Below are 19,295 nucleotides of genomic sequence, written 5' to 3' on the forward strand. Positions count from 1 at the left end.
GTCAACCAAGGAGTGATTCCAACGATGGTACGACTCGATAAGAAAGCCACTCGGCTATATGTGTTGGACACCAATGTCCTCATTCATGACCCCACCGCGCTTTATCACTTTGATGAGCACGATGTCGTTATCCCCATGACAGTGCTGGAGGAACTTGATAAGCACAAAAACGGTGTTCGTGAAATCGCTCGCACGGCTCGCCAAATCAGCCGTACGCTCTCTGACCTTACTAGCCAAGTCACTTTTGACGAGATTCAACGCGGCATTCCCATTCCTCGAATCAGCGGCGAAACAGGACGCCTGCACTTCTTATGCTATAACGACTTAAAGCTCTTTGACTCACTCGATGATAGCCCCGATAACCGCATTCTGGCGGAGACCTGCCGCCTACGTGAAGAGCGCCCTGACGCCTCCGTCATCCTAATCACCAAAGATATTAATCTTCGTGTTAAAGCCGCCGCATTGAAGGTACCGGTCGAGGATTACCTTAACGACCGTGCTTTCTCCGACAGCGACGCCATGATCGAGGGTGCCCAGGTCTACGCTTCAGCGGGCCATGATGGCGCGTCACTCTGGGAAACGCTGAATGTTGACGTGACCGTTGAGCGTGTTGGTCACCACACGTTCTATCAGCTCACTGGCAATATGCCCCGCCAATGGCACGTTGGCATGCTGGTCTCGGATAGCGAAAACGGCGCTGAGTTTGAGGCGATCATTCGTGAAATGGGGCCATCCACGGCTCGTCTTCAACTACTGACTAACTACCGTCACCACGCAGGTGTCTGGGGCGTCCACGCTCACGACAGCCGGCAAAATTTCACCTTAAACCTTCTGATGGACCCCGATATTGATCTAGTGACCATTGCGGGTAATGCCGGTACGGGTAAAACCTTTATGACTCTGGCCGCCGCCTTTCAGCAGACGCTGGATGCCAAGCTGTTTGAACGCATTGTGTTTACCCGCGCGCCGATCCCCATGGGCGAAGACATTGGCTTTCTACCCGGCACAGAGGAGGAGAAGATGTCGCCGTGGATGGGGGCCTTCCACGACAATATGGACAACCTGTTACGCAATGAGGAGGGGGAATCAAGCTGGGACAACGGCGCCACAAGGCAGTTGATTGGCTCGCGGGTACAAATACGCTCACCGAGCTTTATGCGCGGGCGCACCTTAAACGACACTTTCTTAATCATTGACGAGGCACAAAACTTCACTCCCAAACAGCTCAAATCGCTAGTTACCCGGGCGGGACGCAATACTAAAATTGTCTGCTTGGGCAACGTCGGGCAAATCGATACGCCGTATCTGACGGCTAACACCTGCGGCATGGCGGCGGTGGTGGAACGCTTCCGCGATTGGCCCCACGCAGGGCACATCACACTGAAAAGCGTTGAGCGCTCACGCTTGGCACTGGCGGCAGAAGAGCTGCTTTAACCCAACTGCCTCCCGCCGCTGGTATGGGGCGGGAGGCAAGGTGCCATCAACAAGCCTTATGGTTACGTTGATTACTCACTATCGGCGTCTCTATCTACGTCCTTCCACGGCCGAGGAGTACCAATAGTATCCGCGGCAAATGCCTCGCGCTCGCCTAGCGGGCGCGCCTCGCCAATCGTGGTGTCGTTGTAAGTTTGACGCTCCATTTCGCAGTTCACTTCCGCACCGAACAGCACCACAAAGGCGGAAAGCCAAAACCATAGCATCAGCGCCACTACCGCCCCTAACGACCCATAAAGCTCGCTAAAGGTAGAGAAATAGCGCACATAAAGCGAAAGACCGCCGGAGCCTAACAGCCACATCACCGTCGCCAGCAGCGTGCCATAACTTAGCCAGCTCCACTGCGCGGACCGTCGATAAGGTGCGTAGCGGTACAGCAGCGCGACAAGAAAACTCATAATCACTAGCAGTGCAGGCCAACGCAGCCACTGCAAAATTTTGTTTAACGGCGGGTCGATCGCCAGGCTATTGACCACCGCGGGCACAATCGCAATAAAACCTAGTGAAATCAGGGTCATAATAATCAGGCCAAAGGTCAGCGATACCAGCACAGTGCTACGGTGCAAAAGGCTGCGCTTTTCGGTTTCGCCATACACTACGTTAAGCCCGATCACCAATACTCCTACCCCCTTGGAGGCAATGAACATCGCAATCAGCAGCCCCACCAGAGCACCCAGAAAGTTACCTGACTCCGCGCTTTCCACCACCTGCTGCGCCTGTTGATCAATAAGCTCGGCAGCATCCGGCGGCATAAAGCGGCTGATCTCATAGAGCTGTTGGCCTGCCTCGTAGGGGTCAAATAGCAATCCCCAGAGTGAGATCACCGCCGCGATGGTCGGAAACAGCGCCAATAAGGCATAGAAAGCCACCCCAGCGGCCAGCATGGTAATACGATTACGGCGAGCGGCTCGTACCACCCGCCAAGCAATATCATGCCAGCCACGCTGCGGTATATCGCCAGGCACAAGAGCGCGGCGGCCGCGCGCAAGTTTACCCACAGAGTGCTCCTAATAAGAGCCTGCTTGAGTACGTTCCAGACAACCTTTTTTCTAACAGACGTATCATCGCTGGCCTTCCCACATCAGTAGCGCCGCAAGTAGTACGGCAAGCATCATCATTAAACCGCTAGTATGGTGACGCAGCCAGGACTCTCCCGACAATAGCCGAGTTAAATGGCCCATCAACGTCTCTTCCGCTTTTTGAGCGGTTACCACGCTTGCCGATTTCAGCCGGCCGCAGCAGTGACCGAAAGCTCGGATCGGCACCAGCACCGAGCCAACGACAAAAGCATAGAACCACCATAGATCGCCCGCGGGAAGCGTTTTACCCGTCAACGGACGCGTTACTAACCAACCCACCGCGGCGAACAGTACCCCTACCGGAAATGGCCACATAATCCCCAGCCACTCTTTCAGCGGCGGCATCTCGATGCTGCCAGCAGGCAGGGGAAGCCAAAGCGGCGTCAACAGCGCGGCGATGACGGCCACTAACCAGGCGCCCCACTGCTCTCGGTTGCTGCCCCCTTGATGGCGCTGCTGCCACTGGCGCCAAAGCGCAGCGCTCACCAGTGCTGCCGTACCAACAGCAGCCCAACTAAGCAGTTTGATCAACGATTCATGATGCATTTCATAAAGCGGGGCTTTCACTCCCCATTTACTGACCAAGCCCGCGCCGATAGCGCCCGCCAGCGAGATACCCGGCAATGCCAGCAAGGCCCATATCAGCGGCTGCGGCCAGCGCGGCAGATGTTCACTGATGCTGGTCCCCATAAACAGCGAGCCTTTGGCAAGCGCATGATGAGCGGCAAACAGTACTAACCCTGGCCACAGCAGCGGCCAAACATCTGGCGCTACCAATCCCATGGCCACCAGTGCGGTCATCATGCCCATCTGGCTGATACTGGAATAGGCCAACACGGCTTTAGGGTGGCGCTGAAACACCCCATATACAGCAGCTGCAAAGGCGGCCGCAAGCCCTGCCACTAACATCCAATGACCAAACTGGGCTAAAGCGCCCGAAACCTGAGCGTGGCCTAGCGGCAGCACACTGATCCACCCCAGTAAGCCCGCCTTAATCATCACCCCACTCAGCACTGCGCTGGCAGGTGCTGGCGCTGCCGGATGCGCCAACGGCAACCATACGTGCAAGCCAATCACACCCGCTTTGACACCAAAGCCAAGGCACAGCAAAGCAGCCATCCACACGCCGTGCTCGGCGCTTACAATGCTTTCGCGCACCCCCTGCAGCATCAGCGTGTCGGCGGCTCCCGCCGACCATAAGAAACCGCCTAAAATTAGCCCTTCGCCCAGCACCGCTAATATCAAGTATGCCTTGGCGCCTAAGCGTGCCTCTTGTGTTCCGGTGTGCACTACCAGGGCGTAGGCGGCAAAAGTCATCACTGCAAAGCCTAAATAGAAACTGGCGATATCCTGGGCAATGATGAGCAGCACATTACCCAGTAATGTTAACGGCCATAGCAGCGCCAGCCGCAGCAGGCGTCGCTGTGCGTCTTGATCCCCTCGCTGTGCTTGCGCCTGCTCCGCTGCAAAATATCCCCTCGCGTGTACCGCTGCCAAACTCCAGAGCAGTGCGGTGAACGCTAGCCATGGGCGGCTCAGCGAGTTTAATTCCCACTCCCCACCTAGCATCCAGGCATCCATTGTCCACTGCGCTTCCCCTACATAAGCTAATAACAGCGCTGGCCAAGCGGCGCTTAGCCATAGCACTGAAAAGTAGTCACGCTGTGCCTCGGGCGTGCGGTAGGCGAGCCACACCGCATGACCCATGACGCCAAAGGGCCACAGCAGTGCCAGCGCAAGCAGTAGCGTCATCATGGCAGGTACTCCCCGTTTGCTACCCGGGCTGCCCAATCCAAGGGACTATACGGGAGCCCTGCAAACAGCCCGGCCCCAAGGCTTATCAGCGCACTAAACACCATGGGCCACAGCAACCAGCCATGGGTTTCTAAACGCCCTAAGCGCTGCTCATGAGGCCAACTGCCTTTGCCGTGGGAGGGCCCGGGGCGAAACCAGAGACGATGCAAAATCGGTAAAAAATACATGGCATTGAGCGTGCTGCTAGCCACCAACACAGCGACCACCCAATACATTTCAGCCTGTATCGCGCCAACACCGAGATACCATTTGGTAATAAATCCAGCGACGGGTGGAAGTCCAATCATGCCTAACGCGCCGATGGTAAACGCAATACTGGTCAACGGCATGCGTTTACCGGCACCGTCCATTTCATCAATGCGATGAATGCCCAGCTCTTCAGCGTAGTTGCCCGCACAGAAGAATAACGTAACTTTCATCAAACCTTGGTGAAGCAAGTGCGCCAACGCCCCGACCGTACCAAAAGGGCCAAATATGCCTATTCCCAGAATGACGTAGGAGACTTGGCTGACCGTAGAAAATGCCAGGAGTGGCTTCAGCTCTTGTTGGGCAATGGCCCTGAGCGAGCCATAAATAATCGTAATAGACGCCGCCACCGCTAGCCCGGTAATAACGCCCAGCTCCACGCTAAGCTCAATCCCATACAGATCGTAAACGACCCGTAGAATCCCGAAAGCACCTGCCTTCACCACCGCGACCGCGTGCAGTAGCGCACTGACCGGGGCGGGTGCCACCATCGCCCTAGGCAGCCAGCCATGCAGCGGCACCATGGCAGCCTTAACCGCCAGCCCACTGACTAGCAGGATAAATATTAGCGTTAGCAGGCCACGATGATCGTTTAAGTAGTCGCCCAAGCCCTCTTCAGAAGAGAACGATTGATCACCCGTTAAGTTATTCAGCAGTACCGCGCCCAGTAGCAATACCACACCTGCGCTTAGCGTGTAGCGCAAATAGACGCGTCCCGCATTGAGGGCTTGCTCCGTCCCTCGGTGAACCACCAGTGGATAAGTGGAGAGCGTCAACATTTCGTAGAAAATCAAAAAGGTAAATAGATTATCAGCCAGCGCAATGCCGATAGTGCTCGCCACGCAAAGACTAAAAAAGCCAAAGAAGCGCTTTCGATTGGCAGAGCCTTCCAAGTAACCAATGGCGTAAATCGTGGTACAGAGCCAAAGCAGTGACGATAACCCCGCAAACATCACGCCCAAGGCATCGATCCGCAGCACAAAATCAAGGCCGCCTATCACCTGGAAACTAAAAATGTCTTCATGACCGGCGGCCACTCGCCTGACCATCAGGGTGACCAAAATAATCTTCACCACCGCCGCGCCAATGTTAATTGTCGTGCGTAGCCGCCTGGCCTCTTCTGGTAAGGCGAAAATAGTCACGGCCACCAGCAGGGAGGTGGCCAAAGCGGTTAACGGTAACCATGCGGCGTTCATGGGCTGCCTCCGTGCATCAATTCCAGCGGGAAATGCGCCAATAGCCCCAGGGCGAACGCAATCAGAGCCAGCGTTAGTGCGATCAGATCCATGCCCGGCGCCAAGGGTTGATAACGATGGCGAGGGGCGGTCTCATCAAAGGAGTAGCGAAACATGCGAAACACATAGGCCGCCGTCAGCAGCGTACCGGTTAATAGGGCCGCTACCGCCCACCACTGCTGGGTGATGATCATGGCCTGAAGCAGCATCCATTTAGCGGTGAAGCCAGAACTGGGCGGTAGGCCCATCAAGGTAATCGAAGCAATGCCAAACACGAGTAACGAAAGTGGCAAACGGCGGCTGGTCCCTGCCAAACCTTTAAGGGTGTGCTCCCCAGTGGCCAATATCAGATTGCCAGCCGCCATAAACATGGCCGCTTTGGCAAAGGCGTGCCCCACCAGTTGCAGCCAAAAACCTTCCCACGCCAAGGCACGCGGTAACGGCGCAATATCCGGTCCCAGTAACAGCGGAAAAGCCACCATCAGATAGCCCAACTGCGCGACGGTTGAGGAAGCCACCAAGGTTTTAAGCGAGTCGGTACGCCACGCCAGTAGCCCACCCCATACAATCGCCAGCAAGCCTAACCAGGCAATGACGCGAGGGGCATAGAACGTATCAGGAAGAAGGATGCTCCATAGCTGTAGCAGCATGAACAGGGAGGCTTTGATGACCAGCCCGGCATGCAGCGCGCTCACCGGCGTCCAAGCATTTTCGTGAACGGGGGTCAGCCAAGCGTGCAAGGGAAACAGCGCCGCTTTCAAAGCCAACCCAGCACCTATGAGCGCAGCGGCGAACCAAGCCACCGGGCCCGGCTCTATCACCTTAGCCAAGCCCTGCAGATCCAAACGCCCCCAGTGGCCCAGAATCAGTGCGATTCCCAGTAGATACGTTAGCGACCCGACTAACGCCAACAGTAAATAGCGCATACCCGCCAGCAACGCAGGCGCCTTTCCGGACAGCATTAGCATGCCTACCGCGGCTAGGCCCATTAATTCCAACGCTATATACAGAGTGAGTAAGTCGGTGGCTAACCAAATTAATGACAGCGCGCTCAGCACCACGCCCATCAATGGCCACAGCCAACGTGCCAGCGGCCCGGTTTCGCTTAGACGCAAATAGCCAGGCGTGTAGAGCGCTGCGGCAACGCCGATACACTGAGTTGTCAGCAGTAACAGTACGCTCAACCCGTTTAAGCGCAGCGACAGGATAAGACCGGCGATTTCCCACTGCCAACTCAGCAATCCCGACTGGTCAAAGGCAGATAGCAGCATCACCCCAGACGCCAATACGGGCAGGCTAGCCAGCGCTACGGGAAAGGCACGCTTGGGTGGAAATAAAGCCCCCAGCACTCCCAGCAGTAGCGGAAAAACAAGCGCTACCAATAGCGCCCAGTGGGTAGTAGCAAGCGGCGCAAACGTGCTATCGAAAAGACCAAAGCGCCAAATCATGTCGTGCTCTCTTTGGGCTCGCCGTCACGCCCCAGCGCCTCGACTCCCTCTAGGTGCATTAACTGTCGGATGAGTAAGGCCCCGAGCATCGAACCCAACCAAGCAACCAGCAGCCCCACACTTATTAACGCTTGGGCAGCTGCTGAGCTGCCTGCCACACCAGACAACAGTATAAATACACCCGAACCAAGCAGATTAAATGCCAACAGGCGCCTGAATAGATGGCGGTGTAGGGCAAACGCAGCCAAGGCAGTAGCGGCGATGAGCACCCCGGCCAGCAGTAGCGGATGTTCGGCAGGTGAATACACCATGTCGGCGATAACGAAGCGAATGGCCGCACCCACCATGACAAACCAGACCAGCGCCAACACCACGCGCATGGCCACTCGAGACCAAGGCTCGCTAAATTGATCACGCTTAAGAGGTGCTGAAGCGCCTGGAGAAAGATGGCCCAGCGCATAGAAAAAGCATGGACTTGTCAGCATCACCCCCAGCAACAACTCTGCCGCTGCCAGCCAGGGTGCGCCAAGTTGCCACCAAGCCAACACCATCGAGACTGCAAACACGACGAAGAAACAACAGGCGCGAATCAGATGGCGATCAAACAGGCACACAAACGCCGACCCCGTTAAGCACAGCGCCAGCAGCACTTCTATTGCATCAAAGGAAGCTATCATTCGTTTTCGCTACATCCTTGCATCGGTCACGAATAAGCGCTCAGCTTAGGCGAGTATTTAGCCACTTTCCAATATCGTTAACCTGCTGCGGGCAGAGTGCATGCGCCATGGGGTATTGGCGATAATTAACCGCATAGCCCATCGCTTTTAAGCGATCAGCACCGCTGCGGCCCAGGCTCTCGGGCACAATCGGATCAAAATTCCCGTGCTGAACTTCGATCGGGATCTGGCGGTTGGCTTCCGCTAGCTCAATATTGTCGGCCGTCGCAAAGTAGGTCGACATCGCCAACAGCCCGCCCAGCGGCGCGGGAAAAGTAAGCGCTGCGTGATAGGCAACAGCGCCCCCTTGTGAAAAGCCCGCCACAATAATGCGCTGGCTATCGATACCCTGGTCGATCTGCTCTTGGATCAGCGCCTGGATGCGTTCAGCGGATTTCTTAAGCTGGCTCTCATCTACCCGGCGCCCCAAATCCATGGCAAGAATATCGTACCAAGCGGGCATGACCATACCGCCATTGACAGTCACCGGCAGGCGTGGCGCATGGGGCATAATAAAGCGCACATGTGAATCTTTAGGTAGCGCTAATGCGGGTACCAGCGGCTCAAAATCGTGCCCGTCCGCACCTAAGCCGTGAATAATAAACACACACGCATCGGCGGGTTGACCATCTTTTGGTTCAATAATCAGTTCGCCAGGAGCAGTCATAACATCGTATTCCTTATCCAAAAGGCGTCACCCTAGCGCAAACCTGCGTTAACAGCGAGCAGGCCAGCGCTTTAAATGACCATCGTCTGTTAAAAAGGGCGTACTTCGCTTAAAAGGGCCACACCAAAGGGATCAAGAGTAGCGCTATCGCCCCGGTCAGTATATTCAAACCACACCCCAAACGCAGAAAATCGCTCACCCGATAGCCCCCGGGGCCATATACCATCAGGTTGGTTTGATACCCAATGGGGGTTAAAAAGCTGGCTGAGGCAGCAAACATCACCGCCACCACATAAGGCATCGGGCTAACGCCCAGGCTTTCTGCCGCGCTCATCACCACCGGAAAAATAATCACTGCGGCGGCGTTATTGGTCACCAGTTCAGTGAGTAGCGCAACCACACAGTAAGTGCCGATCAGCAGTAGCAAAGGATTCCCCGCCACTAAGGTAAGCAAACTCCCGGCAATGACCTCAGCGGCGCCGGAGCTTTGCAGCGCGGCACCCACGCCAAAGGAAGCAGCAATGGTTAACAGCACTTGGGTATCAAGGCCACGTTTGGCCGCCCCCACCGAGCAACACCCTGTCAACAGCGCTAATGCCGCCCCTAACATCGCGGCGTTCAACATGCTCAACACGCCCAGGGCGGCGAGCAGCACAGCGCCTAACAGTAGCCCCCAGGCGAGTGGCGCCTTTTCGTGTATCGGCCGCGCCGCGCCATTCAGCTCGCTAATCAGCAGGAAGTCACGGGATTGGCGATGCCGCTCGATAAACGGCGGCCGTGCTTCCAGCAGGAGCACATCAGCGGGCTGAAGCCGAACCTGACCTAGATTGCCTTTGACGCGTTCGCCACCGCGGCAGATCGCCAGCACCGCCGCCCCATACAAGGTTCTAAAGTGGCCGTCGCGAATACGCTGGCCAATAAACTGGCACTGGTTAGAAACCACCGCCTCGACCAAGCGGCGCTCCTTAAACTCTTTCTCCAGACTGGACGTATCATCCCGAGAAGGAATCAAACCCCGAATTTGCTGCAGCTCCACTGCGGCATCAGAGGTGCCCGCAAACACCAGGCGATCACCGCCCTTTAACTGCTCGCCGGGACCCACCACGCTCACCACGTTGCCCGCGCGCTCAATTTCAACCAGAAATAGCTCCTGCAAATGGCGCAGCCCGGCTTCTTCAACGCTGCGGTCGACCAGCACGCCCGCCGGGTCGACCTCCATTTCAATGGTGAACTCACGGGGATTGGCAAATGCCTTGGCCACCCCTTCCCGGGAAGGCAGTAAACGCGGCCCCAGTACGATCAGATAAACGAGCCCCACCACTGCCACAGGAATACCTACCCAGGCTAAATCCAACAGTCCCATCCCCAGTTCGGGGTAATGTTCCAGCAGCAGCCCATGCACCACTAAGTTAGTGCTGGTACCAAATAAAGTAATCGTACCGCCTAGAATAGACGCAAAACTGAGCGGCATCAGCAACCGCTGAGGAGATAAACGCAGCCTCCGGCTCCAGCTCATTACGGCCGGAATGTAGGTGGCAACCACAGGCGTGTTATTAACGAAGGCGCTGAGTGCTGCCACAGGCAGCAAGAGGCGTACCAGCGCGCCTCTTTCTTTATGGGGACGGCCAAGCACATAGCGAATGATCAGATCGATACCGCCGGTTTCACGAATGCTTGCCACCAGTACATACATAAAGGCAACGGTGAATAAGCCGCTATTGGAAAAGCCCCCCAGCGCCTGCTGTGGGTCAATCACGCCCAGCGTCATCAACACAATCACCGCGCCCAGCAGAATAATATCCGGGCCTAGGCGGGCAAACGCCATTAGCGGGAAAATAGTCAGCACCACTCCTACGGCAATCCAAGCATCTAGCGACATCACCACCACACCCTAATAAATAAACAGGGTAGTATTGTGAGGCCAGCCTTATATTCTAAAAAGTTATTTTTAGAAACATTTAAAGAACAAAATAGAATATACCGGTGTGAGGTAAGTGTCGTTGCACTCAATCTTATAAATACAAAAAACCCCGCACTTGGCGGGGTCCCTTGGTCAATCAACGCTAGGCGGTGATTGCTAACATCTCAATATTTAAGAATTAACTTAAACAACTTTGATGTTAGAAGCCTGAAGGCCTTTTTTACCCTGGGTAACGTCGAAGGAAACCTTCTGGCCGTCTTGCAGAGATTTGAAACCTTCAGACTGAATTTCAGAGAAATGCGCGAACAGGTCGTCGCCATTGTCGTCAGGAGAAATAAAGCCAAAGCCTTTAGTGTCGTTAAACCATTTAACGGTGCCAGTTGCCATGATCGAAATCCTCGATGTAGCTAATTAAATCCGGGAAATACCCGAAGTGCAGTGGGTAGAACAAGAAACCTTCACCAGATTTAACGCTTGAGGCGCTTCTATGCTGCTGACAACGTTCGACTTGCTAACCAACTGGCGTCATTTTGCGCCTAACCCGTGCGCGCGTCAACACACTTATAATCGCTGCCATGCTGGCTTTTGTGGCGGGGTGATGGCCGGTCATTGACCGCGCTCAGCAAGGAGCCAACCGGCCGCTTTCTCTGCAATCATCAGCGTGGGTGAATTGGTATTGCCACTGGTAATCGTTGGCATAATACTCGCATCAGCCACGCGTAGCCCGCTAATGCCATGTACTCGCAGCCGACTATCGACTACCGCCATGGCGTCATCTTCACGGCCCATTTTGGCAGTGCCAACAGGATGAAAAATCGTCGTGCCTATATCCCCCGCCAACCGGGTTAGCTCGTCATCGGTTTGGTACTCAACGCCGGGCTTCACTTCTTCTGGAGCGTACTTGGCAAACGCGGTCTGCTCGGCGATCCGCCGGGTGACACGCAGAGAATCCGCGGCCACCTTTCGATCCTCGGGTGTGCTCAGGTAATTGGGCGAAATAGCCGGCGCCTGTCGGGGGTCGCTGCTTTTTAGCCGCACCGTGCCACGACTGGTCGGATTCAAGTTACACACGCTAGCGGTAATCGCCGGGTACGGGTGCAGTGGTTGGCCAAAAGCCTCCAGGCTCAGCGGTTGCACATGGTATTGAATATTGGGGTACGTTTGTTCCTTAGAGCTGCGGGTAAACGCCCCTAACTGTGAAGGCGCCATGCTCATGGGCCCAGTGCGCTTAAGCAGGTACTCCAAGCCAATCCCCGCTTTACCTAACAGGGTGCTTGCGATGGCATTCAGGGTTTTGCCATTGGTTATTTTATATATCGAGCGAATCTGCAGATGATCCTGCAGGTTCTCCCCTACCCCGGGCAATTCATGCACTACCTCAACGCCATGTTCGTCTAGCAATTCCCTCGACCCTACGCCGGAAAGCTGAAGTAGATGCGGCGTACCAATAGCCCCCGCGCAAAGCACCACTTCGCCGCTCACCATGGCGCGCTGCACCTGACCACCCCGCTCCACCTCCACACCTGCGCAGCGCAGCGCCTCTCCACGCTTTTCAAATAGCAGTCGATTGACCTGAGTGGAGTGCCAGAGCGTTAAGTTGTCGCGCTTCAACGCGGGTCGCAAAAACGCTTTAGCAGTATTCCAGCGCCAGCCCGAGCGCTGATTAACCTCAAAGTAGGCCACGCCTTCGTTAGTGCCGCGGTTAAAGTCCTCGGTACGCGGAATACCTGCCTGGACGGCAGCCTCGGCAAAATCATCCAGCACCTGCCATTTAAGGCGCTGCTTTTCGATCCGCCATTCACCGCCGTGGCCGTGGAAATCTCGATGTTTCGCATCGGCATCACCGCCGTCGTCCAAGCGGTAGTGATCTTCGTGCTTGATGAAATCGGATAAGCAGTTCTCCCACTTCCAGGCATCGTCGCCCGCCACATCGGCCCAGTGATCGTAGTCCCGGGCCTGCCCGCGCATATAAATCATGCCGTTGATACTGGAACAGCCGCCTAGCGTCTTGCCCCGCGGATAAATCAACGAGCGGCCGTTAAGGCCTTTGTCGGGCTCAGTGCGAAACAGCCAGTCGGTACGTGGGTTATTGATGCAGTAGAGATACCCCACCGGAATATGAATCCAGTGGTAATTATCGCGCCCACCCGCCTCTATCAGCAGGACACGATGATTCGGATTGGCGCTCAGCCGATTCGCCAGCAGGCACCCGGCGGTGCCTGCTCCCACCACGATATAGTCAAACTCTAAACCCGCATTTGGCGCTGCTTGTGATTGTTGTTGAGCCATTATTGTTATCTCCGCTGAGCTTACTTCGCGGTCGGCATGACGAACTCAGCACCGGCATCAATGGAGTCCGACCAGCGCTGCATAATTGATTTCTGCTTGGTATAAAAACGCACGCCCTCTTCACCGTAGGCATGGGTATCGCCAAACAAGGAGCGTTTCCAGCCGCCAAAGCCGTGCCACGCCATCGGCACCGGGATAGGCACATTGATCCCCACCATGCCGACCTGAATACGGCGGCCAAACTCCCGCGCCACCGTTCCGCTTTCAGTGAAGCAGCTGACGCCGTTGCCAAACTCGTGATCGTTAATCAACTGGATCGCGGTGGCAATATCCGGCACTCGCACACAGACCAGCACCGGGCCAAAAATCTCCTCCTTATAGATCGTCATCTCGGGGGTGACGTTGTCGAACAGCGTGCCGCCCATCCAGAAGCCTTCGGCGCAGCTCTCACCCGCCGCTGAGGCCTCAAAGGCACGGCCATCGACGACCAGTTCAGCGCCTTCAGCCACGCCTTTTTCGATATAGCCGGTAATCCGCTGGTGGGCTTGGCGGGTCACAATGGGGCCCATTTCCGCATCAAGCTGCATACCGTCTTTTACTTTTAGCGCTTTAGCCCGCTCAGCCAGTGCCGGCACGACTTTATCCGCCACGTCGCCGACCAACACCGCCACGCTAATCGCCATGCAACGCTCACCGGCAGAGCCGTAGGCGGCGCCGATCAGCGCATCGACTGCTTTATCAAGGTGGGCATCCGGCATCACCACCATGTGATTTTTGGCCCCGCCGAGTGCTTGAATACGCTTGCCGTTCCGCGCGCCACGCTCGTAGATCAAATTGGCAATCGGCGTAGAACCCACAAACGACAGCGCCTTAACGTGCGGATGGTCGAGCAGCGCTTCCACTGAATCCTTATCGCCCTGCACCACGTTAAATACGCCATCGGGCAGACCCGCCTGTTTTAGCAGATCGGCCATCAACAGTGAGGCGCTTGGGTCAAGCGGGCTTGGCTTCAAAATAAACGTATTACCAGCAGCAATGGCGAGCGGAAACATCCACATCGGCACCATGGCCGGGAAATTAAATGGCGTTATACCAGCGACCACCCCTAATGGCTGGCGCATCGTCCAGTTATCGATGCCGGTACTTACCTGCTCGGTATAGTCACCCTTGAGCAACTGGGGGATTCCGCAGGCGAATTCAACAATATCAATACCACGTGCGACTTCCCCCTGGGCATCGGTAAACACTTTGCCGTGCTCTTTGGTAATCGCTTCGGCTAGCTCATCTTTGTGGACATTTAACAGCTCTAGAAACTTGAACATCACTCGGGCACGGCGAATGGGCGGTGTATCGGCCCAAGCTGGAAAGGCAGCTTGAGCCGCTTCGACAGCGGTGTTCACATCTTGTGATGAAGCGAGCGATACACGGCCAGTCACGCGACCGGTGGCGGGGTTAAAAACGTCCTGAGAGTTTGAAGACTCGCCAGCGGTGACCTGGCCATTAATAAAGTGCTGAATCGCTGTTGTTGTCATGGGAGTACCTGTTTTTAAGAGCGTAGGTTTTAAGAGCGTAGGTTAAGTGCTTACGAAAGAGCCTGCGTTTAGCCTAGCCTACTGGGCGCTGGGAACAGATCAATTGAGTTATTTAAAAGCCAGTTATAAGCTTTGCTAATATCACCAGCATGCGTTGAGGCCCATCATGCAAGACTACGCTACACTGCGCGCCTTCGTGGCCGTTGCAAGAACGGGCAGCGTGTCACGCGCCGCTGAACAGTTACACTTGACGCAACCTGCCATCAGCCTAAAGTTGAAGCAATTACAGGCCAATTTAGGTCTCACGCTGTTTAGTCGCCGCCCCCAGGGGCTAGCGCTGACATCCGACGGCCATGCCCTGCTCCCAGCGGCTGAAAAAGCTCTGGCCAGCGCCCAGGCATTTGAGCAAACCGCTGGAACGCTGCACAGCACGCTACGCGGCAAGCTCTCCATCGGCACCATCGTTGACCCGGAATTTCTTCGCTTAGGCGCCTTTTTAAGCCGCCTGATGGCACGGGCGCCCCAATTAGAAACCGAACTGCAGCATGGAATGAGCGGCAGCGTGCTAAACCGCATCGCACAGGGTGATCTGGATGTCGGCTTTTACCTGGCACCGCCTGGCGAAGGCCCTGGATTGAACCAGGGGCATGAGGCACTGGCTTGGCGCGAGCTGACGCACTTTGACTATCATGTGATTGCCCCTGCAGGCTGGGAAAACCGACTCATTGATACCCGTTGGGAGCACTTAGCCACGCTGCCGTGGATCGTTACGCCACAGGATTCCGCCCACCACCGGCTGCTGAAGCAAGCGCTCGCCAAGAGCGGCGCAGTGCCTAACCGGGTAGCCCAGGTTGACCAAGAAGCCTGTATGTTGGATCTGGTCCGCGCAGGCGTTGGCTTAAGCCTGGCCCGCGACGCCCTGGCAATGACTGAGCGCCAAGAGAGTGGCCTGGCCGTCGCAGACAACCTCCGCCTGCCCTGCGCATTAAGCTTTGTATGGCGACACGACAGCACCGCTGAACCGACCGTGAACGCGGCACTCAACACGCTGGACGAAGTATGGCCACATCGCTTGGGCTAGGTTGTCAGAAAAGGCGTTTAAGGAAAGGGTTGTAAGGAAAGGGAACGCTAAGCCACTAATCGACTCAACATAAACGATAACGCGCCACCGCCACTGGAGTGCTTGCAATGATCCGATTGCCCCTTTCTCGTCCACTTACGCTTTGCGTGTTGGCTGCCGCTAGCCTCGCCAGCACTTCGCTTCACGCCCAGTCCACTCAAGCGCAATCTTCTCAAGAGCCGTCCTCTCAAGCCCAGGGCAATGCAGAAGCCACGTTTGCAGGCGGCTGCTTCTGGTGTATGGAACCCCCTTACGACAGTCAGCCCGGTGTTAGCGCTACCATCTCCGGCTACATCGGCGGCGAACTTGAGAATCCCACTTACGACGATATCTCCCGGGGTGGTACGGGGCATGCGGAGGTTGTGCAAATCGAATATGACTCAGAGCAGATCAGCTACGAGCAATTGTTGGAAATTTTCTGGCGCAATATCGACCCCTTCGCGGTAGATCGTCAGTTTTGCGATGTGGGCGATCAATACCGCTCGGCAATCTTCTATCACGACGAAAGCCAGCGTGAACTCGCCGAAGCCTCCAAAGCGGAAATGGAAGAACGCTTTGACCGAGAAATCGCCACCCAAATAGTACCTGCCACCACCTTCTGGGCGGCCGAGGAGTACCACCAGGATTATTATCAAAAGAACCCCGTTCGCTACAAATTCTATCGCTTCAGCTGTGGGCGCGATGATCGCCTGGAAGAGGTGTGGGGCGAAGAAGCCGGCGGGCCTACATTTGAATAAAACGCATTAATAGTGAACTGATTGATTAAATCAATGCCCGAAACTGAGCACCTCTATTATGCAGAGGCACTCAGTTTGTACTAGAGTGACTCTGTACTAGAAATAGACCGGTCGATTAAACGCTCAGGAGCTGGGCGTCATGACCCACACGTTGATCTATAGATAGGAGATCTTATGAGCAACAGCATCACAACGATTAATCCGACCAACGGTGAAACACTCGATACTTATGCGCTGATGAGTAGCGCTGAAGCCAAGCAGGTAGTCGATGCCTGCTACGATGCTTTTCTCGATTGGCGCCTTGAATCGTTGGAGAGCCGCGCTAAAACGGTGAAAGCAATTGGCCAAGCACTTCAGGAACATAAAGAAGAGCTTACCGACTTGATGGTCAAGGAAATGGGCAAACTCCCTGCCGAAGCCCGTCAAGAAGTGGATCTGTGCACCGGTATCTGTGACTACACCGCTGAACACGGCCCCAAAAAGCTAGCCGACGAAGGGCGTCAGCCTGGCAACGGTGAGCGCGGCTTTATTAGCTATTCTCCCATGGGCGTGATATACGGCATTCAGCCCTGGAACTTCCCCGCTTACCAAGTAGTTCGCTACTCCATCGCCAATATCATGGCGGGTAACGGTGTGCTGCTTAAACACGCTGAAAACGTCACCGGTAGCGGTTTATTATTGGAAAAAATTTACCGTAAGGCCGGTCTACCGGAAAACGTCTTCCGTACGCTGGTGATTTCTCACGATGTTTCAGATGAGGTAATCGGGCATCCTGCCGTGCGTGGCGTAACGCTAACAGGCAGCGACGGTGCAGGTCGCAAAGTGGCCACCAAAGCCGCCGAATACCTGAAGAAGACCGTGCTTGAGCTAGGTTCCAATGATGCCTACCTAGTGCTTGACGATGCCGACCTTGATGTTGCCGTGGATACCTGTGTGCAGGGGCGTGTCTATAACGGTGGTCAAACCTGTGTGGCGGCCAAACGCTTTGTGGTGACTGAGAAAAACTATGAAGCCTTTAAAGAACGCTATGTAGCTCGCATGCAGTCGCTCAAAGCCGGTGACCCAACTCAGGAAGGCAGCGATCTCGGCCCTATGGCGCGTGTTGATCTGCGCGATGATCTCCATGAGCAAGTGGAAGAGAGCGTGCGTAAAGGCGCGAAGATCCTCTGCGGTGGTGAGAAACCATCCGGTAAAGGGGCGTTTTATCCGGTGACCGTGCTGGATAATGTGACCCCCGGTCAGCCAGCATACGACGACGAGCTATTTGGTCCGGTTGCCGCGCTGATTCGTGCCAAAGATGATGAAGACGCCATGCGTATCGCCAATAACAGCCGTTACGGCTTAGGCGGCGGCATCATCTCTAAAGACGTTAAGCGCGCCACCGAGCTTGCCAGCAAGTACTTCGATACCGGCATGGTGTTTATTAACGGCTTTGGCGTTGCCACACCGGAAATGCCCTTCGGCGGGGTAAAAAACTCCGGCTATGGGCGTGAACACGGCGGCTTCGGCATGCACGAGTTCGTCAACGCTAAGTCGGTGATTGTCGTTCAAGAGTAATACGCTAATTTGTTAGCCTATAAGCAGTAAAAAATAGCGCCGCAAGCCTTGTTTCCCGCCAGGCTTGCGGCGCTTTTATTGGTTACTCGACGCTTCGTTGAGGTAAGCGGCGCTGCCAAAGCTTTAACCCTATCGCCATGATCCCCCACGTTATCAGTGCTGCGACAACATCGTCTAAAACGATACCGAAACCGCCATGCATATGCTCAGTGAGGTGAATTGGCGGCGGCTTTAGCGCATCAAAAAAGCGATAAACACCAAACCCGAGCGCGATTACCAAGGGATGGCGCGCTGCCGCTAAACCAATAACCGCAAGCGGAAAGGCTACATACTCGTCGGCGACAATACTGCCATGATCCAACCCGTCATAATGCCAGGCGGCAACGTGGCAAACAGGCATCGCTAACACCACCAGAACCGCCATTACGATCCCTTGCTGACCCACCGGGCGGCTCAATAACCACCACGCCAAGGGAATCCCTAACAGTGAGCCAAACGTACCGGGTGCAACCGGTGCTAGGCCTAGTCCAAAGCCCGTCGCTAACCAAAAATTAAACGTATCCAGCATTAACCCGCCTGCTCGGCTTGACGCTCAAGTTCGGCCGTCATCTCTTTGGGTAAGTTAAGGGCACTGGCCAACTGGTCCAGCCAAGCGCGTTCCATAGGGTTTTGATCGTCGGTCACTGCCACACTAATCAGGTACATCTCGCGTGCCGCCTGAGGGGAATCTGCCTCACGAGCCAGCGCCTGTGCATCCAGCGGTGCTTTTAACTGCTGCTCTACCCAGTTATGCATCTCTTGATCGGCACCTAAGGCATCGATCTGCTCGGTGATCAACGCCTGTTCCTGCTCATCAATGTGACCGTCGGCACGTGCCGCCATCATCATTGCCTGCAGTAATTCCAGGCTACGACGCTCTTGGATCTCACCGCTAAGAACTTCAACCCGTTCGCCCTCTGACGCAGGTTGGGCAGTATTTTGACCACTGTCAGTTTTTGCCGCCTGAGAGCTTTGCCAAGCCTTCCACGCCAGCATGCCGACCCCGGCAATCGCGCCATATTTCAGTGCTTTGCCACCCATGCTGCGGCCACGCTTAGAACCAACCAGCATGCCCATGGCACCGCCACCAAGCAGGCTTTTAACATCAAAACCACCGGATGAGCTGCTTCCTTGGCCACTGCTACCGCCGCCTAATTGCTTAGAAAGCCCACTCAGGATGCCTTTAACATCGACACCGCTGCTGCTACCGGCTTGCTGCATCAGCTGCTGTAAAATCTTGCTTGCGTTCATCCTTGCACTCCTAAGTCGATATTATCTTTAGAGCTCGTTTAACGATTAACACACTTTATAAATCATTCTATATGAACGCAGCATGAACTAACGCTGGCTTGGGCTTTAAATGTCTTAGGCTTTAAATGTCTTAGGCTTTAAATGTCATA

General features: G+C 55.4%; 16 protein-coding genes. 4 read left to right on the forward strand and 12 right to left on the reverse strand.

Features of this window, described 5'->3' with window-relative positions:
* Positions 1–24 precede the first annotated feature (24 nt).
* Positions 25–1,434 carry a PhoH family protein gene (locus ACXUPB_RS15335; protein ID WP_335596439.1) on the forward strand — a complete coding sequence of 470 codons (1,410 nt, stop codon included), beginning with the start codon at positions 25–27 and terminating at the stop codon, positions 1,432–1,434.
* A 71-nt stretch (positions 1,435–1,505) separates the two neighbouring features.
* Here the strand turns inward: ACXUPB_RS15335 and ACXUPB_RS15340 are convergent, their stop codons facing one another.
* From ACXUPB_RS15340 to ACXUPB_RS15385, 10 genes are all read right to left on the reverse strand, one after another.
* A complete protein-coding gene (locus tag ACXUPB_RS15340) occupies positions 1,506–2,492 on the reverse strand; it encodes a YihY/virulence factor BrkB family protein (RefSeq protein WP_179916446.1) in 987 nt (328 codons plus the stop codon).
* A 63-nt stretch (positions 2,493–2,555) separates the two neighbouring features.
* Complete coding sequence (locus ACXUPB_RS15345) at positions 2,556–4,328, reverse strand: proton-conducting transporter transmembrane domain-containing protein (protein WP_472953266.1); 1,773 nt, start codon at positions 4,326–4,328, stop codon at positions 2,556–2,558.
* Positions 4,325–5,830, reverse strand: coding sequence for a complex I subunit 5 family protein (locus ACXUPB_RS15350; RefSeq protein WP_472953269.1), 1,506 nt, complete (start codon positions 5,828–5,830; stop codon positions 4,325–4,327). The genes ACXUPB_RS15345 and ACXUPB_RS15350 overlap by 4 nt, the downstream gene beginning before the upstream one ends.
* Positions 5,827–7,317 (reverse strand): complex I subunit 5 family protein, encoded by a 1,491-nt coding sequence (locus ACXUPB_RS15355; RefSeq protein ID WP_179916443.1) that lies wholly within the window; start codon positions 7,315–7,317, stop codon positions 5,827–5,829. The genes ACXUPB_RS15350 and ACXUPB_RS15355 overlap by 4 nt, the downstream gene beginning before the upstream one ends.
* Positions 7,314–7,994, reverse strand: a complete 681-nt coding sequence (locus tag ACXUPB_RS15360; protein ID WP_179916442.1) for a hydrogenase subunit MbhD domain-containing protein — start codon at positions 7,992–7,994, stop codon at positions 7,314–7,316. The genes ACXUPB_RS15355 and ACXUPB_RS15360 overlap by 4 nt, the downstream gene beginning before the upstream one ends.
* 40 nt (positions 7,995–8,034) lie before the next feature.
* Positions 8,035–8,700: an alpha/beta hydrolase gene (locus ACXUPB_RS15365; RefSeq protein WP_179916441.1), complete on the reverse strand. Its 666-nt coding sequence runs from the start codon at positions 8,698–8,700 to the stop codon at positions 8,035–8,037.
* 109 nt (positions 8,701–8,809) lie between these two features.
* The gene (locus ACXUPB_RS15370) at positions 8,810–10,579 is read right to left on the reverse strand and encodes an SLC13 family permease (RefSeq protein WP_179916440.1); all 1,770 of its coding nucleotides are present in this window, start codon (positions 10,577–10,579) and stop codon (positions 8,810–8,812) included.
* 225 nt (positions 10,580–10,804) lie between these two features.
* Positions 10,805–11,008, reverse strand: coding sequence for a cold-shock protein (locus ACXUPB_RS15375; RefSeq protein WP_008958127.1), 204 nt, complete (start codon positions 11,006–11,008; stop codon positions 10,805–10,807).
* A gap of 219 nt (positions 11,009–11,227) precedes the next feature.
* Positions 11,228–12,910, reverse strand: coding sequence for a GMC family oxidoreductase (locus ACXUPB_RS15380; RefSeq protein ID WP_472953274.1), 1,683 nt, complete (start codon positions 12,908–12,910; stop codon positions 11,228–11,230).
* A 20-nt stretch (positions 12,911–12,930) separates the two neighbouring features.
* Positions 12,931–14,442 (reverse strand): CoA-acylating methylmalonate-semialdehyde dehydrogenase, encoded by a 1,512-nt coding sequence (locus ACXUPB_RS15385; RefSeq protein ID WP_179916438.1) that lies wholly within the window; start codon positions 14,440–14,442, stop codon positions 12,931–12,933.
* A 166-nt stretch (positions 14,443–14,608) separates the two neighbouring features.
* On the opposite strand from ACXUPB_RS15385, the gene ACXUPB_RS15390 reads away from it, so the two are divergent.
* The 3 genes from ACXUPB_RS15390 (at position 14,609) to ACXUPB_RS15400 (ending at position 17,856) form a co-directional block, all read left to right on the forward strand.
* Positions 14,609–15,523, forward strand: a complete 915-nt coding sequence (locus tag ACXUPB_RS15390) for a LysR family transcriptional regulator (protein WP_179916437.1) — start codon at positions 14,609–14,611, stop codon at positions 15,521–15,523.
* 107 nt (positions 15,524–15,630) lie between these two features.
* On the forward strand, positions 15,631–16,299 hold the full coding sequence (gene msrA, locus ACXUPB_RS15395) for a peptide-methionine (S)-S-oxide reductase MsrA (RefSeq protein ID WP_179916436.1): 669 nt from the start codon (positions 15,631–15,633) through the stop codon (positions 16,297–16,299).
* Between the two features lie 174 nt (positions 16,300–16,473).
* The gene (locus tag ACXUPB_RS15400) at positions 16,474–17,856 is read left to right on the forward strand and encodes an NAD-dependent succinate-semialdehyde dehydrogenase (protein ID WP_472953278.1); all 1,383 of its coding nucleotides are present in this window, start codon (positions 16,474–16,476) and stop codon (positions 17,854–17,856) included.
* A gap of 82 nt (positions 17,857–17,938) precedes the next feature.
* Here the strand turns inward: ACXUPB_RS15400 and ACXUPB_RS15405 are convergent, their stop codons facing one another.
* Together ACXUPB_RS15405 and ACXUPB_RS15410 are read right to left on the reverse strand one after the other, a co-directional pair.
* Positions 17,939–18,424, reverse strand: a complete 486-nt coding sequence (locus tag ACXUPB_RS15405; protein WP_472953281.1) for a phosphatidylglycerophosphatase A family protein — start codon at positions 18,422–18,424, stop codon at positions 17,939–17,941.
* Positions 18,424–19,146, reverse strand: coding sequence for a tellurite resistance TerB family protein (locus tag ACXUPB_RS15410; protein WP_179916433.1), 723 nt, complete (start codon positions 19,144–19,146; stop codon positions 18,424–18,426). The genes ACXUPB_RS15405 and ACXUPB_RS15410 overlap by 1 nt, the downstream gene beginning before the upstream one ends.
* Positions 19,147–19,295: the final 149 nt, after the last annotated feature.

The sequence above is a fragment of the Vreelandella sp. DA03-1M genome (assembly GCF_055725665.1).

Excerpts from the sequence above, each read along its gene's own strand:
- ACXUPB_RS15335 (WP_335596439.1), top strand. The coding sequence starts at position 25 with ATGGTACGACTCGATAAGAAAGCCACTCGGCTATATGTGTTGGACACC.
- ACXUPB_RS15345 (WP_472953266.1), bottom strand. The coding sequence starts at position 4,328 with ATGATGACGCTACTGCTTGCGCTGGCACTGCTGTGGCCCTTTGGCGTC.
- ACXUPB_RS15350 (WP_472953269.1), bottom strand. The coding sequence starts at position 5,830 with ATGAACGCCGCATGGTTACCGTTAACCGCTTTGGCCACCTCCCTGCTG.
- ACXUPB_RS15355 (WP_179916443.1), bottom strand. The coding sequence starts at position 7,317 with ATGATTTGGCGCTTTGGTCTTTTCGATAGCACGTTTGCGCCGCTTGCT.
- ACXUPB_RS15360 (WP_179916442.1), bottom strand. The coding sequence starts at position 7,994 with ATGATAGCTTCCTTTGATGCAATAGAAGTGCTGCTGGCGCTGTGCTTA.
- ACXUPB_RS15365 (WP_179916441.1), bottom strand. The coding sequence starts at position 8,700 with ATGACTGCTCCTGGCGAACTGATTATTGAACCAAAAGATGGTCAACCC.
- ACXUPB_RS15370 (WP_179916440.1), bottom strand. The coding sequence starts at position 10,579 with ATGTCGCTAGATGCTTGGATTGCCGTAGGAGTGGTGCTGACTATTTTC.
- ACXUPB_RS15375 (WP_008958127.1), bottom strand. The coding sequence starts at position 11,008 with ATGGCAACTGGCACCGTTAAATGGTTTAACGACACTAAAGGCTTTGGC.
- ACXUPB_RS15380 (WP_472953274.1), bottom strand. The coding sequence starts at position 12,910 with ATGGCTCAACAACAATCACAAGCAGCGCCAAATGCGGGTTTAGAGTTT.
- ACXUPB_RS15385 (WP_179916438.1), bottom strand. The coding sequence starts at position 14,442 with ATGACAACAACAGCGATTCAGCACTTTATTAATGGCCAGGTCACCGCT.
- ACXUPB_RS15390 (WP_179916437.1), top strand. The coding sequence starts at position 14,609 with ATGCAAGACTACGCTACACTGCGCGCCTTCGTGGCCGTTGCAAGAACG.
- msrA (WP_179916436.1), top strand. The coding sequence starts at position 15,631 with ATGATCCGATTGCCCCTTTCTCGTCCACTTACGCTTTGCGTGTTGGCT.
- ACXUPB_RS15400 (WP_472953278.1), top strand. The coding sequence starts at position 16,474 with ATGAGCAACAGCATCACAACGATTAATCCGACCAACGGTGAAACACTC.
- ACXUPB_RS15405 (WP_472953281.1), bottom strand. The coding sequence starts at position 18,424 with ATGCTGGATACGTTTAATTTTTGGTTAGCGACGGGCTTTGGACTAGGC.
- ACXUPB_RS15410 (WP_179916433.1), bottom strand. The coding sequence starts at position 19,146 with ATGAACGCAAGCAAGATTTTACAGCAGCTGATGCAGCAAGCCGGTAGC.